We start from the raw sequence: 14,617 nt of genomic DNA on the forward strand, positions 1-14,617 counted from the left end.
AGACAGCACTTGAGTACAGCAAGGCGAAGCTGACGTGGTTTGAATTTGATTTTCGAAGAGTATAAATTTAAATAATTCAATTTCGATATGGCTTATATTTTCTAGCAAGCGCTCCTGCAAGAACCTTGACTAAAAATGCATAATGCATGGTACTAAACGATAATCCCAGAACTTCTCTAATATAAAAGTATAAATCTGAATCTTTTGGCATTTCAGTTTGTACAACATAAATGTATTCAGGTGTCGCTTCTCGAGTTAAAACCATATAATTATTATAATTATCGTAAACATCTTTTATCACATCACTAGTTATGGTATTAGAGGTATTCTTGTGGTAATAGTAAGAATCTAGATAAATTTTTTTATTATCAAACAGTGAATCTGATAAAACCCTTTGTTCCCCTTCAACTTTATGAAAACATTTGCAAGCAATGTTCCACAGACCTAAGAGCTTGCTTGCGTACATTATGTTGATATTTACCAATCCATATGATTCTTTAATTAACTGAGCATATGGTAGAGCAGAGGCGGCAGTAAAATAACTATCTCCAACTAAGTCAGGAGCTAACTTGGCTAACCTGTGTAACTTTTTAGCTTTAATAAGTTCCTCAAATTTCTTTGTCCCTAGGACAATCGGTTGTTTTTGTTTCATGGTTTTTTTCTCCTTTTTGGTTAATAATTTATTTTGTTTAGCATAAAAAGTTTTGGTGAATCCCTACCTTTCATAGTACCTCCTTTTGTGTATATCTAGCTTTACATAAACCTATGATTTAGAGTATAGTTTCTCAATTATTCTCAGAAAATATGGAGATGATTTAATTATCATACAAATCAAACATCTCGGCTTGCTCCTCTTCATCATAGTAGCTTTCCATCTCTTCATAAAAATAATTTAATTCCATTTGCTCTTCTGGTGTCATAAAGAAGCTCCTTTCTAGATAATATTAATAAAATACGTTCTTATTCCATCTTAAATAAAGTGGTTTTTTATCCCGTAATAGGTTTTATTTTAGCGGAGCATTACACTCCGCATTAATATTGATAGTATTAAGAATCATTATTACTTAAAAATTGAGCCTTTAGACATAATCTGACGCAGAAAGCTCGATGAATCCGTTTAGCTTCAAATACATCTAAAAAGAAGTTTTGCAGTTCAGAAAGCAAAGCTAGCACATCTTGTTCTAGCATGAATGATGTCTGATATTCCCAATTGTTACTCTGTTCTAATGAAGAGAACTTAAGGGTTGTTTCTTTCAACTCTTTCCAATCTACGCTATCCTTTTTAGGCACGAATTGCCGAACAGCTTGGCTGACTATACTAGAATAGCTTACTTCATATCCCTGCTTGGAGTAAATATCGTTTTGAAGCTTATCTAAAATTATTTTCGATTCAGACGATAATCGCATTCTAATATTTCCTTTTCCCACATTATCACCCCTTTCTAACGGGATTCTATTATCCCGTAAATTAAGTATATAACATTTTAGAAAAAAAATCAAGCCTTTTATGTTAAAAAAATTTCCACAATCTAAAAATTTATCATTTTATGACAAACATACTATCGTTAAATGCTGATTTAATCGAAATTTTGAGTTTGAAACTGAGGAGTTTATAACTCAAAATTAGTCGGGCAATTGCCGGGCAACGCACTAGTAACAAACTCAAAAAACTCATTTAAATGTTACAAAACACCAGAAAATCAAGAACATCTAAGCAACATATCTCCTACAATTTCTGTAGGGGGCATCTAAATACAACAGGAAAAGCCTTGATTTACAAGGCTTTTTTTGCTTGTCTAAGTCAGATTTGTCCCACATTTGTTTATCAATTTCCTTTCCAGACATCTTTAATCTTAAGACACTCTTCAAAAAATTTTTTTAAATTTAAAACAAAAGTCTTGCTTTTCATTTAATTTTTGTTATACTTGTATTTGTACCTGATACATGTTTATGGAAAGGAGTTCAGATGGATACAAAATTCTCAGTTGCTTTGCATATCTTAACAATGATTAGTGAAAGCAAGGAAACATTAAGTTCTCAAGCACTAGCTATTAGTGTTGGGACTAACGCTAGTTACATTCGAAAGGTGATTGCCTTGTTGAAAAATGCAGATTTGATTCATTCCCAGCAAGGAAAAACAGGCTATCAACTCAGTAAGTCTCCAAAGAAAATGACTTTACTAGAGATCTACTATGCTACTCAAGAAATCAATCACATTAGTTTATTCCCTGTTCATCAAAATAGTAATCCCGATTGCCCTGTTGGAAAACATATCCAAGGAGCAGTTTCACCGCTTTTCGCTAGTGCCGAATCTCAATTAGAGAAGGAATTAGCAAATCAAACTTTAGAAGATGTCATTGACAATCTATATAAACAAGCCAAACAAGTCCGAAACTGATTTTCTAGCAAGTCAGTTTTTACTGAAAACAACATATACTTGTATAAGATACAGGTACATAAAAAAGAAAAGAGAAAACACATGAAAGTCGCACAACATACTACTTATAACAAAAACAATATCACACTGAACATCACAGAAATCGCTAAACCAAGTATTACAGACAAACAAGTCTTGGTGAAAGTCACCGCAGCCGGTGTTAATCCTCTCGATAACATGATCTCTCGTGGTGAGGTCAAGATGATTGTTCCTTACAAACTTCCTCAAACTGCAGGTAACGAAGTGGTTGGAATCGTTGAAAGCATTGGCAAGCAAGTTGACAACTTTCAGATAGGAGACCGTGTCTTTGGCCGTCTTCCACTTGATCATATCGGCGCCTTTGCAGAATATCTAGCTGTCGATAGCCAAGCCTTAGCCAAGGTTCCAGACTATCTGTCAGACGAGGAAGCTGCTGCTGTTCCGCTTACTGCCTTGACTATCATGCAGGCTCTTGACCTCATGGGCGCTCAAGCTGGGAAAACGATCTTTATTTCTGGTGGGACTGGTGGTGTCGGTGGAATGGCCATTCCAATTGCCAAGGCCAAAGGCTTGAAAGTCATCACCAATGGATCTGGAGATAGTGCTGAGCGTGTATTGAACCTAGGAGCAGACCGCTTTATCAATTACAAAACAGAGGATTATACAAAAACTGTTAGCCAGGTGGATTATGTCCTCGATACTCTCGGTGGAGCTGAAACTGAGAAACAAATGTCTATCATGAAAAAAGGTGGTCATCTTGTTTCCCTTCGTGCCATGCCAAACGGTGCCTTTGCCAAACGCATGAATCTACCAAAATGGAAACAGATTATTCTTGGCTTAGCAGGTCGCAAATTTGATAAGATGGCTGACAAATACGGTGTTCACTACTATTTTATCTTTGTAGAAAGCAATGGAGCTCAATTACAAGAGGTAGCTGACCTCTTTAGTAAATTAGAAATCAAACCCTCTATCGATACAGTTTATCCATTTGAAGAGGTAAATAGCGCATTAGACAAAGTCGCTAATGGTCGCTCACGTGGAAAAACAGTTCTCAGCTTTAAGAAATAAAAAAGGAAAAAATCATGTCATATATTACAACAAAAAATCAATACATCACAGTCGACGGGAACAAAATCGCTTATCGCGAACTCAGTAAAGGCAAATCAAAACTACCTCTTCTGATGCTGGTCCATTTGGCAGCAACCCTCGACAACTGGGATCCTAAACTCTTGGACTTGATTGCTGAAAAGCACCATGTCATTGCAGTTGATCTTCCTGGTGTTGGAGCCAGTCAAGGCAAAGTTGCTTCGACGATTCCTGGAATGGCTAAGCAGACAATTGACTTTGTAAAAGTGCTTGGTTACGATAAAATCAATCTTCTTGGCCTTTCTATGGGAGGTATGATTACCCAAGAAATCATCCGAATAAATCCTACTCTAGTTAATCGTTTAATCTTGGCTGGAACAGGACCTCGAGGCGGAAAAGAGGTCGATAAGGTCACAGGGAAAACCTTTAACTATATGTTTAAAGCGGGACTCGAGCGCATCGATCCTAAACGCTATATCTTCTATAATCATGATGAACAAGGGAAAATTGAAGCTTTGAAAGTCCTAGGACGAATAGGGATGAGAACAAAGGAATTTGCGGATAAAGATATGAACCTATCAGGATTCCTAACTCAACTCAAAGCTATTAAACGGTGGGGAAAAGATTCGCAGGACGATCTTCAATTTATCACCCAACCAACCTTAATCGTCAACGGGGATAAGGATATGCAGGTTCCAACGGAAAATTCTTACGATATGCATGCAAAAATCGAAAATAGTAAGCTGATTATCTATCCAAATGCTGGCCACGGTTCAATCTTCCAATATGCAGACGAATTTTCAAAAGAACTACTGGCTTTCTTGGAGGACTAAGATGGTCAAAACCATTCTAATTACAGGTGCTACTGACGGTATCGGTAAACATTTGGCAAAGAAATTGGCTAGCCAAGGACATCAGATCATTCTTCATGGTCGAAATCCTCAAAAACTTGAGCTGGTGCTTCAAGAGGTTCGGACAGTTTCCTTGAGAGGAAGAATTTCTAGCTACCTTGCAGATTTTTCAAAATTAGACGATATTTATCGATTTGTGGAGGAAATCAAGCGAGACTTTCAAAGTATTGATGTCTTGTTTAACAATGCTGGCCTGTATGCCTGAAAAGAACGAAAAGCGAGTGCTGAAAATGTCGAGTTGACCTTTATGCTATCTGTTCTGATTCCCTATATTTTAACAACTGAGCTAAGCCCCTTGTTAGAAAAAGCGTCTGACGGCCGTGTCATTCATACTTCTTCCTATATGCATCATTTTGCCAAGATCAAGGATTTAGACTTTGGATTTGAGACGAACTACAATCCTGGTTTAGCCTACAACAATTCCAAACTCTACACTATTTGGATGACACGCTATCTAGCCAGAGACTTCTTTTTAAGAGGTTCAAGCATCACCGTCAATGCCTATCATCCAGGTTTGATTTCAACCAACTTAGGGAATGATTCCAGTGATGAAAAGGCGAAAAAGTCTCTCTTCGGACGCTTGATGAAGTCATTTTCCAAAAATCTAGACGAGGGAATTGAAACAGGTTACTATCTTACATTATCAGAAGAAGTCACTGGTTTGACTGGCTACTATTTTGATGATAAAACTGTCAAAACAGTTTCTGAAAAAGGCTATACTTTTGAGAAAACTCGAGATTTAATCACTTACTGTAATGATAAAATTGAGTTGTTTAAACAGAATTACGCCGAGTTTGATTAGAAATTTAATACAAGAGGAAGACTGGACAGGAACTCAATTTCAGGAGAAAACGAAGTAAATCTTCCCACAATAAAACGCATAATATCAAGGTCTTCAAAACTGGATACTATGCGTTTTTTCTGATTTCAAAGACTTTTTCTAGCCTCTTTTTTACTTCCTATCTCCCCTTTTTCATGATATATTTTCGTACAGGTTCTTCAACCATTTGAACGATTTCAAATCCTTCTTTTTGGTAAAGCTTGTAAGCTGCTTGATTTGCCTCGAAGACATTTAAAGAAATAGTATCTATGTCTTCATTTTCAAAGGCCAAACTAAGAAATTTCCTTAAAGCCTGGCTACCTAAGCCCTGCCCCTGTTTCTGGGGGTTGATAAAAAATCTCCCGATATGTAGATTACTGTCTTCTAGCCTAATTTTCTGGATAAGCCCCACAAACTCGTGTCCATCAAAGACTGAAAAGATTCCTTCCAAATCTTGCAAAACTTGAATTGTCAAGGGAAAAGGAATCATTGGTCCCATCCATTGTTCTTGAAAGGATTTGCCAAGGGAGTTGGACCATTGGCATACGAGCTGAGCGTTTTCTGTACTCACCTTTTCTTCAAAACGAATTGTCATCTTTTCCTCCCCATCTTATCTATGTTTCTCCATTATACTACTTCTCCCATTTTTTACGAATAGATAAGTATGATTGATATTTATTTTTTTCTTGTCGGGAGCATTCTCGCTTCCTTTCTTGGTTTGGTCATTGACCGTTTTCCAGAGCAATCCATTATCATACCAGCTAGTCACTGCGATTCCTGTCAGACTCGCTTGCGTCCCTCAGATTTGATTCCGATTCTCTCGCAGGTCTTCAATCGCTTTCGCTGTCGCTACTGCAAGGCTCCTTACCCTGTCTGGTATGCCCTCTTTGAACTAAGCTTAGGACTCCTCTTTCTATCTTGGTATTGGGGATTTCTTTCCTGGGGTCAAGTCATTCTGATAACTACTGGTTTGACCTTGGGCATCTACGACTTTCGCCATCAGGAATATCCCTTACTGGTCTGGATTGTCTTTCATCTGCTTCTAATGTCCTGCTCTGGCTGGAATCTGGTCATGGTCTTCTTCCTTATCCTCGGAATTTTGGCTCATTTTATCGATATCCGCATGGGCGCAGGGGATTTTCTCTTTTTAGCTTCGTGCGCTCTCGTCTTTAGTGCGACAGAGTTGTTGATCTTGATTCAGTTTGCTTCTGCAACAGGAATTCTAGCCTTTCTCCTGCAAAAGAAAAAGGAAAGACTTCCTTTCGTGCCCTTCCTCTTACTTGCTGCTTGTATGATTATTTTTGGTAAGCTACTGCTTGTTTCATAAAGTCCTGAATTGGCTCTCCCTCGTGGAGAGCTTTTACAATTTTTGAGCCGACGATAACACCATCTGACACCGCATTGAAGCGTTCTACATCAGCCTGACTAGATACGCCAAATCCTGTCAAGACTGGAATGTCGGCCACTTGATGAAGTTGTGCCAAGTGCTTGTCCAAATCTGCACGGTAATTGCCAGATTTCCCTGTCACCCCATTGATGGCAACCGCATAGACGAATCCTTCTGCCCCATCAATCAACTCTTTCTGGCGCTCAATCCCTGTCGTCAAACTAACTAGAGGAATCAAGGCCATGTCTGTGTCTGCCAAAAAGGGCTCTACAAAGTTGGCATGCTCATGGGGCAGGTCTGGGATAATCAAGCCCTTAACCGCTGTATCTGCCAAATCTTTGACAAAATTCTCCACACCGTACTGAAAGAGGGGGTTGAAGTAGGTCATGATGACCAGCGGAACCTCTGTTTCAATGATTTTTAAGGTTTCAACCAAAGCCTGGGTAGAGGTCCCGTAGGCTAGACTGCGCAAGCCAGCTTCTTCTATAACAGGTCCATCTGCGACAGGATCTGAAAAGGGAATGCCCACTTCAATTGCAGAGACACCCAAATCTTCTAAAAAGTGGATTGTTTCAGCAAGACCGTCCAAACCTTTCTCGTGGTCTCCAGCCATGATATAGGGAACAAAAATTCCTTTTCCAGTCGCTTTAATAGCATTTAATTTTTCTGTTAGTGTCTTAGGCATGAGTTTCTCCCTTCTTTGCTACATCTGCTTCCAAGCGGTCTTTGACTTGAACCACATCCTTATCTCCACGACCTGATAGGCAGACAATCATAGACTTTTCTGGTCCAAGTTCTTTGGCTAATTTCACTGCAAAGGCGATAGCATGGCTAGATTCCAAGGCTGGGATAATCCCTTCCACACGAGACAAGAGCTGGAATCCTTCCAAGGCTTCTTCGTCCGTCACAGGGACATAGCTAGCACGTTTAATATCGTGGTAGTGAGAATGTTCTGGACCGATACCAGGGTAGTCCAAGCCTGCTGAGATAGAGAAGGCTTCAAGAATTTGACCATGGGCATCTTGGAGCACATCCATGAGAGAACCGTGAAGGACACCAGGACGACCCTTGGTCAAGGTAGCTGCGTGGTGCTCCGTATCCACACCAAGTCCAGCTGCTTCAGCCCCATACATGGCTACTGACTCATCTTCTACAAAGGGATGGAAGAGTCCGATAGCATTAGAACCACCACCAACACAGGCTACTAGGGCATCTGGCAAATCTTGACCTGTCAAGTCACGGTACTGTTGTTTAGCTTCTCTACCGATGACACTTTGGAAGTCACGAACGATTTCTGGGAATGGATGAGGCCCCAAGGCAGAACCAAGAATATAGTGGGTATCATCGATATTAGCTACCCATGAACGAAGAGCCGCATTGACCGCATCCTTGAGCACGCGCGAACCGTCTGTCACTGCTTCAACCTTGGCTCCCAAAAGCTCCATACGGAAGACATTGAGAGCTTGGCGTTTGACATCTTCCTCACCCATGTAGATAGTACATTCCATGTTAAAGAGGGCTGCAGCAGTTGCAGTTGCCACACCGTGCTGACCAGCACCTGTTTCAGCGATAATTTTCTTTTTACCCATGCGTTTAGCCAGAAGAACTTGTCCCAAGGCATTGTTAATCTTGTGGGCCCCTGTATGGTTGAGGTCTTCACGTTTGAGGTAAATCTTGGCTCCGCCAATATGCTGGGTCAAGTTTTTTGCGTAGTAAAGGGGAGTTTCACGTCCTACATACTGGCGTAAGAGCTGGTTTAATTCCTCTTGGAAACTTGGGTCTGCCTGACTTTCACGGTAGGCCTTCTCCAACTCCAAAACTGCTGTCATCAATGTTTCTGGGACGAAACGTCCACCGAATTTTCCGTAAAATCCATCTTTATTTGGTTCTTGATATGCCATTCTTTACCCTCTCTATAAATCTTCTAATCTTTTCCTGATCTTTTTGTCCGTCTGTCTCCACTCCGCTCGATACATCTACTGCATAGGGAGTAAAGTGTTGAATTGCTTTTACTACATTGTCTTCATTAAGGCCACCTGCGATAAAGAAAGGCTGAGTTAATCCTGTCGTATCCAGTTGAGCCCAGTCAAAGGTCTGGCCACTCCCAGCCACAGGGGCATCAAAGAGTAGATAGTCTGCCTGAGAATTGGGCACATGACCCTCTCCATCCACCTGCACAGCCTGAATACTGACACAAGGCAAATTCTCAAACAAATCATCTGCCACCTGACCGTGAACTTGAACCAAGTCCAAGCCAACTTTGTCAATCGCTTCTAGCAGTTCTGCCCGACTTGGTGAAACAAATACACCAACCTTTTTGACATCTACAGGAATAAACTTTGCCAACTCAGCAGCCTGATCCAAGGTCACCTGTCTTTTGCTAGGTGCGAAGACAAAACCGATGTAGTCGGATCCTGCTGAAACGGCTGTTTCTACCGCTTCTTTAGTCGATAGTCCACAAATCTTAACCTTTGTCAATTTGCAACTCCTTGATTCTTTGAGCCACATCCTCTGCCTGCATGAGAGCTGTCCCAACTAAAATTCCGTTAAAGGATGGTGCTACTCGTTCCGCATCCTGCCCTGTGAAAATAGCAGATTCAGAAATGTAATAGCGACCTTCCTCAAAGTGCTGGACCAAATCTACACTGGTCTGCAAGTCGACCTCAAAGGTAGTCAAATTGCGGTTATTAACACCAATAATCTCCGCACCAAGTCTGTGTGCTACCTCTAGTTCAGCTAGATTGTGAGTCTCCACTAAAACTTCTAGACCAAGTTCCGTTGCGTAGTCATAAAGTTCCTTAAGACGTTCTTCTGACAAGGCAGCCACAATGAGCAAGATGACTGTCGCACCTGCATTGCGAGCGCGGATGATTTGCTTTTCATCGATAATAAAGTCCTTGTTAAGCGTCGGAATCTGTATCTGACTGGAAATCTCCCGTAGATAATCCAAATGTCCTTTAAAGAAAACTTCATCTGTCAGAACAGAAATCATCACTGCTCCGTTTTCTTCATAAGTCTGGGCCTGTTGCACAATATCCACATCAAGATTGATATCTCCCAGACTAGGGCTAGCCTTCTTGACTTCAGCGATTACCTGCAAGCGTTCCTGATGATTCTTCAAAAATTCTGCCAAGAGATAGGTCTGGCGCAGGGGCTGGATTTCCTCCAGCTCCATCTGCTCAACCTCACGCGCCTTCTGCTCCAAAATTCGTGCTAAAAATTCCTGACTCATTTTTGGTACTCCTGTAACAGTCTGAGTTTTTCAAGGGCCTTGCCACTAGCAATCACTTGACGAGCTAATGCAACTCCATCCTTGATACTAGCTACCTTACCATTAGCATAGAAACCAAGACCAGCATTTAAAACTGTCGTTTCCAAGAATGGACTTGGTTCATTTTTAAGAACGCTGAGCAAAATTTCTGCATTTTCCTGAGCATTGCCACCACGGATAGCTTCGATAGCGTAGCGCTCCATCTCTAAATCCTCTGGAGTAAAGCTTGATAAGGTGATTTCGCCATTTTCAAGAAGTGCAATTTTGGTTGTTCCATTCAAACCAGCTTCATCCAATCCTTCTGGTCCAGCAACCACGATGGCACGTTTGCGACCCATGTTTTTCAAAACCTGAGCTGTACTTTCTAGAAGTTCTGGACGACTAATACCAAGAAGCTGTGTTTCCAAAGCCATTGGGTGAATCAGAGGACCAGTCAAGTTCATGATCGTTGGAATTCCCAATTCCAAACGAGCTGGCATGATGTATTTCATTGCTGGGTGCATATTTTTAGCAAAGAGAAAGACGATACCAGTTTTATCAAAGACCTTACCTAATTCAGCTGGTTTGAGGTCAAGGTTAATACCCAAGGCTTCTAGGACATCTGCAGAACCAGATTTAGAAGAAATCGAGCGATTACCATGCTTGGCCATATGAACACCGCCACCAGCCAAGACAAAGGCTGCAGTTGTAGAGATGTTAAAGCTGAAAGACTTGTCCCCACCTGTACCACAGTTGTCCATAGCGTCATGGATTTCAGTTGGAATGTGTTGGGCATGTCCTCTCATGACTTGGGCAATGGCTGTGCGTTCCTCAGGTGTTTCCCCCTTCATCTTAAGAGCCAAGAGGAGAGAAGCAATCTGCGCCTCCGTTACACGCCCAGTTACGATACGCTCAATGACATCCGTCATTTCCACACCTGATAAATTTTCAAATTTTGCTAGTTTTTCAATAATCTCTTTCATCCTGGTTTCCTCACTTTACAACCTTCTCGATAAAATTCCGAATAGAAGACAAGCCATCTGGCGTTCCAATGCTTTCTGGATGGTACTGGAAGCCATAAATCGGTAGGTTTTTATGTTGAATCCCCATGATGGCTTGGTCATCAGTCGAACGAGCTGTCACTTCAAAGTCTTCTGGCATTTCTTCAATTAAAATACTGTGGTAACGCATGACCGCACGGCCATCCTCGATACCTAGATACAAAACAGATGGTGCTTCAAAGCTGATATTGCTCTGTTTCCCATGCATGACTTTTGGAGCCAAACCTAACTTACCACCAAAGACTTCTGCAATGGCTTGGTGGCCCAAACAAATCCCAAGAATCGGCTTCTTGCCAGCAAAATCACGAATCATGTCTTCCATCTTACCAGCATCAACTGGCCAACCAGGACCAGGAGAAAAGACCAGACCATCTGCTTTTTCAGCTTCTTCATACAGCTTGGGATCATCATTTCTCAAGACCTGAACTTCTGCAAAATTCCCAATGTATTGGGCCAAGTTATAGGTAAAAGAATCATAGTTGTCAATCAATAAAATCATGGTCTTAGTTCTCCAATTCTAGTCATAGATTTAGCCTTGTTAATGGTTTCTTGGTATTCGTTTTGGGCGATGGAGTCGTAGACAATCCCTGCCCCAGCCTGCACATAAGCTGTTTGATTTTTGAGAATCATAGTTCGAATGGCAATGGCAAAATCCATATCGCCCGTCGCAGACAAGTAGCCGATTGCTCCTGCGTATACGCCCCGTTTTTCTGTTTCTAGTTCATAGATGCGTCTCATCGCTCGAATCTTTGGTGCTCCAGAAACTGTTCCAGCAGGAAGTGTTGCTTTCAAAGCATCCATAGCAGTGAGTTCTGGAAGCAAACGCCCCTTGACCACGCTGGTCAAATGCATAACATAACGGAAGAGCTCCACTTCCATATACTTGGTGACTTGGACACTGGCCGTTTCAGAGATGCGACCAATATCATTACGACCCAAGTCTACTAACATTCGATGCTCTGCCGTTTCCTTCTCATCCGAAAGCAGGTCTGTCGCCAAAGCCTTGTCTTCTTCATCCGTAGCTCCTCTTGGTCGCGTACCCGCAATCGGATTGGTTGTTACGATGCCATTTTTGACAGAAACCAAACTTTCTGGACTGGCACCGATGATTTGATAATCCCCAAAATCATAGAAATAAAGGTAATTAGAAGGATTAGTCACGCGGAGATTTCTGTAGAAGTCAAATGGATTTCCAGTCACTTCTGCTGAGAAACGCTGGCTGAGTACACATTGGAACATATCCCCATTACGAATCAAGTCACGAGCTGTTTCCACCATTTCCTCAAACTTCTGAGGAGCGATATGCGGTTTGAAGTCCAGCGGAGATAGATCCAAGTCTTCAAATTCATTTGGAGCAGGAATGCGTAATTCCTCAAGCACTTGGTTCAAGGCTTTTTCCAAGTCTTCTTGACTACGCTCACTATAGAGAGCATCCTCGATGACATGAATTTTTTCCTTCTTGTGGTCAAAGACCATGTAACTCTCATAGACAAAGAAATGCATGTCTGGCGTTCCAATTGTATCTTGAGGGATTTGACCAATTTCTTCATAAAGCGAAATCATATCGTAACCAACAAAACCAATTGCCCCACCACCAAAAGGTAGATCTAAATGGTGCTGGCTCTTATGAGTCACTTCATAAAGGAAATCTAAGGGATCCTGATCAATCACTTGACCATTTTGATAAAGAACTCCATTTTCAAACTTAATCTCAAAAACTGGATTATAGGCTAAGATAGAAAAACGAGCTGTTTCCTTGTCTCTCGGAATACTTTCTAAAATAACCTTGTGTTGCCCCTGTAGGCGCATATAAGCCAAGATTGGTGATAAGACATCTCCATGAATGATTCGTTCCATTGTAATTTCCCTTTCAGTTCTACTTCTAGTCCGTGGCGACTGTATGAAAAATCCCCACGCAAAATAACTTGCGTGAGGACGAAATTCGCGGTGCCACCTCAATTATAGGATTTCTCCTATCTCTCATTCCTGTCTTAGAAAGATTCTGTAACAGGTTGTGCGATAAAGGGCACTCCCTTGAGAATTATGTTTTCTTCTCTCGTTTCAGATGGACCCAACCTTACAGCTTTCTCTGCTTGTTTCCAGCAACCACAAGCTCTCTGTGAGAGAAAAGACTGTAATTTTTCCATCTATTATTTTTTAGCTTCTAGGTAGTCCGCAATTGCAGCTACATCCTTGTCTCCACGACCAGAGACATTGATGATGATAATGTCGTCTTTACTTAGTTTCGGTGCACGTTTAACTGCTTCTGCGATAGCGTGCGAACTTTCAATCGCCGGGATAATTCCTTCAGTCTTGCTGAGAAGGAGGAGAGCCTGAACAGCTTCTTCATCCGTCGCTGCAACATATTCTACGCGACCTGAATCTTTGAAGTAGGCGTGTTCTGGGCCAACCCCTGGATAGTCCAATCCAGCTGAGATAGAGTAAACTGGAGCTAGTTCTCCATCTTCCTTAAAGACTGCATAGGTCTTCATACCATCAACAATTCCGATACTACCTTTTGTCATAGTAGCTGCGTGCTTGTCTGTGTCAAGTCCATGACCAGCAGCTTCGACCCCAACCAATTTAACTTCTTGATCAGCCACATACTGAGAAAAAGCACCGATGGCATTAGAGCCACCACCTACACAGGCAATAACGTAGTCTGGTAAACGACCTTCTTTTTCTAAGATTTGACGGCGAGATTCTTCACTGATGACCTTTTGGAACTCATGAACAATGGTTGGATATGGGTGAGGACCTACAGCAGATCCCAGAACATAGAAGGCTTCAAGGTCATTCATCCATGCTCCAAAGGCTGCATCGACCGCATCCTTGAGAGTTCGTGTCCCCGTTTCAACTGCGTGAACAGTTGCTCCCATCATCTCCATACGGAAAACATTGAGACGTTGACGCTCCACATCCTCTGCCCCCATGTAGACATCACAAGCCATACCAAACTTGGCTGCAGCCGCTGCTGTCGCAACACCGTGCTGACCAGCTCCTGTTTCTGCAATCACTCGTTTTTTGCCCATACGTTTGGCCAAAAGAATTTGTCCTAAAACATTGTTGAGCTTGTGAGAACCAAGGTGGTTAAGATCTTCACGTTTGAGATAAATCTTAGCTCCACCTAGGTGCTCTGTCAAACTTTCTGCAAAATAGAGCGGTGTTTCGCGACCTGAATAGTCCTTCAAATAATGACGAAATTCTACCAAAAATTCTGGATCATCCTTGTACTTGTCAAATGTCACTTCCAACTCATCCAACAAAGCCTGAATCGGCTCCGGTACAAAACTACCACCAAATTGTCCAAAATAACCTTTAGTTGTCATAAAATTTTCCTCTTTCCATATTAATCCGGCCTTTTTGTTTGCTTTTAGTAGTAGGCAAGGAGCTGTAGATAGAACTCAAGTTCATCAAAGCGACTTAACGCCCTAATAAAAGATAAACAAAACGACGGATAGAAAAAAGCCCACACACAGAATATACTTCCGTGTGAGGGCGTTGGTAACGCGGTGCCACCTCAATTATAAAGGGACTATCCCCTTTACATCTCTACCTTGTCTAACAACAAGTTGCACTGTAAGGTGTGCGCACCGAATTTTCATTGTTTCAAATTCATTTTTAAAATCAGCCCACTTTCACTACTTCCAACCACCTGTTCACAATCACCACAGGCTCCCTGAAGA

General features: G+C 41.6%; 15 protein-coding genes, 1 pseudogene and 2 other annotated features (1 of these 18 cut by a window edge). Of the genes and pseudogenes, 5 read left to right on the forward strand and 11 right to left on the reverse strand.

Annotation, left to right across the window (positions count from 1 at the left end; translation table 11 throughout):
• Positions 1-76: 76 nt before the first annotated feature.
• On the reverse strand, positions 77-652 hold the full coding sequence (locus SMSK597_RS10325; RefSeq protein ID WP_000810870.1) for a hypothetical protein: 576 nt from the start codon (positions 650-652) through the stop codon (positions 77-79).
• A gap of 395 nt (positions 653-1,047) precedes the next feature.
• Positions 1,048-1,428, reverse strand: a complete 381-nt coding sequence (locus SMSK597_RS10330) for a hypothetical protein (RefSeq protein ID WP_224782904.1) — start codon at positions 1,426-1,428, stop codon at positions 1,048-1,050.
• 538 nt (positions 1,429-1,966) lie between these two features.
• Here SMSK597_RS10330 and SMSK597_RS10335 point away from each other — a divergent pair.
• The 4 genes and pseudogenes from SMSK597_RS10335 (at position 1,967) to SMSK597_RS10350 (ending at position 5,215) form a co-directional block, all read left to right on the forward strand.
• Positions 1,967-2,398 carry an Rrf2 family transcriptional regulator gene (locus tag SMSK597_RS10335; protein WP_000379854.1) on the forward strand — a complete coding sequence of 144 codons (432 nt, stop codon included), beginning with the start codon at positions 1,967-1,969 and terminating at the stop codon, positions 2,396-2,398.
• 81 nt (positions 2,399-2,479) lie between these two features.
• Complete coding sequence (locus SMSK597_RS10340; RefSeq protein ID WP_000861518.1) at positions 2,480-3,484, forward strand: NADP-dependent oxidoreductase; 1,005 nt, start codon at positions 2,480-2,482, stop codon at positions 3,482-3,484.
• Between the two features lie 14 nt (positions 3,485-3,498).
• Complete coding sequence (locus tag SMSK597_RS10345; RefSeq protein WP_000120503.1) at positions 3,499-4,335, forward strand: alpha/beta fold hydrolase; 837 nt, start codon at positions 3,499-3,501, stop codon at positions 4,333-4,335.
• Between the two features lies 1 nt (position 4,336).
• Positions 4,337-5,215 (forward strand): annotated as a pseudogene (locus SMSK597_RS10350) (SDR family NAD(P)-dependent oxidoreductase).
• Positions 5,216-5,372: 157 nt separating this feature from the next.
• Here the strand turns inward: SMSK597_RS10350 and SMSK597_RS10355 are convergent.
• The gene (locus tag SMSK597_RS10355) at positions 5,373-5,828 is read right to left on the reverse strand and encodes a GNAT family N-acetyltransferase (protein ID WP_000155435.1); all 456 of its coding nucleotides are present in this window, start codon (positions 5,826-5,828) and stop codon (positions 5,373-5,375) included.
• Between the two features lie 69 nt (positions 5,829-5,897).
• Here SMSK597_RS10355 and SMSK597_RS10360 point away from each other — a divergent pair, with 69 nt between their 5' ends.
• The gene (locus SMSK597_RS10360) at positions 5,898-6,560 is read left to right on the forward strand and encodes a prepilin peptidase (RefSeq protein ID WP_000565599.1); all 663 of its coding nucleotides are present in this window, start codon (positions 5,898-5,900) and stop codon (positions 6,558-6,560) included.
• On the opposite strand, the gene trpA is transcribed toward SMSK597_RS10360, so the two are convergent.
• From trpA to trpB (SMSK597_RS10390), 8 genes are all read right to left on the reverse strand, one after another.
• A complete protein-coding gene (gene trpA / locus SMSK597_RS0102990; protein WP_001127034.1) occupies positions 6,529-7,305 on the reverse strand; it encodes a tryptophan synthase subunit alpha in 777 nt (258 codons plus the stop codon). The genes SMSK597_RS10360 and trpA overlap by 32 nt on opposite strands.
• Positions 7,298-8,521 (reverse strand): tryptophan synthase subunit beta, encoded by a 1,224-nt coding sequence (gene trpB, locus SMSK597_RS10365; protein WP_000331270.1) that lies wholly within the window; start codon positions 8,519-8,521, stop codon positions 7,298-7,300. The genes trpA and trpB (SMSK597_RS10365) overlap by 8 nt, the downstream gene beginning before the upstream one ends.
• The gene (locus tag SMSK597_RS10370; RefSeq protein ID WP_000169923.1) at positions 8,499-9,098 is read right to left on the reverse strand and encodes a phosphoribosylanthranilate isomerase; all 600 of its coding nucleotides are present in this window, start codon (positions 9,096-9,098) and stop codon (positions 8,499-8,501) included. The genes trpB (SMSK597_RS10365) and SMSK597_RS10370 overlap by 23 nt, the downstream gene beginning before the upstream one ends.
• A complete protein-coding gene (gene trpC / locus SMSK597_RS0102995) occupies positions 9,085-9,852 on the reverse strand; it encodes an indole-3-glycerol phosphate synthase TrpC (protein WP_000076517.1) in 768 nt (255 codons plus the stop codon). Before trpC ends, SMSK597_RS10370 begins: the two co-directional genes overlap by 14 nt.
• A complete protein-coding gene (gene trpD, locus SMSK597_RS10375; RefSeq protein ID WP_000658705.1) occupies positions 9,849-10,853 on the reverse strand; it encodes an anthranilate phosphoribosyltransferase in 1,005 nt (334 codons plus the stop codon). The genes trpC and trpD overlap by 4 nt, the downstream gene beginning before the upstream one ends.
• Before the next feature lie 10 nt (positions 10,854-10,863).
• Positions 10,864-11,430: an aminodeoxychorismate/anthranilate synthase component II gene (locus SMSK597_RS0103000; RefSeq protein ID WP_000601908.1), complete on the reverse strand. Its 567-nt coding sequence runs from the start codon at positions 11,428-11,430 to the stop codon at positions 10,864-10,866.
• Positions 11,427-12,788, reverse strand: a complete 1,362-nt coding sequence (gene trpE / locus SMSK597_RS10380; protein ID WP_000439675.1) for an anthranilate synthase component I — start codon at positions 12,786-12,788, stop codon at positions 11,427-11,429. The genes SMSK597_RS0103000 and trpE overlap by 4 nt, the downstream gene beginning before the upstream one ends.
• Before the next feature lie 71 nt (positions 12,789-12,859).
• Positions 12,860-13,085 (reverse strand) — a binding site (T-box leader).
• On the reverse strand, positions 13,082-14,260 hold the full coding sequence (trpB, locus tag SMSK597_RS10390; RefSeq protein WP_000208451.1) for a tryptophan synthase subunit beta: 1,179 nt from the start codon (positions 14,258-14,260) through the stop codon (positions 13,082-13,084). It overlaps the preceding feature by 4 nt.
• 162 nt (positions 14,261-14,422) lie before the next feature.
• Positions 14,423-14,617 (reverse strand) — a binding site (T-box leader) (it continues 30 nt past the right edge of the window).

Origin of the sequence: Streptococcus mitis SK597, from assembly GCF_000148545.1 — a bacterium.
Lineage (GTDB): Bacteria > Bacillota > Bacilli > Lactobacillales > Streptococcaceae > Streptococcus > Streptococcus mitis_C.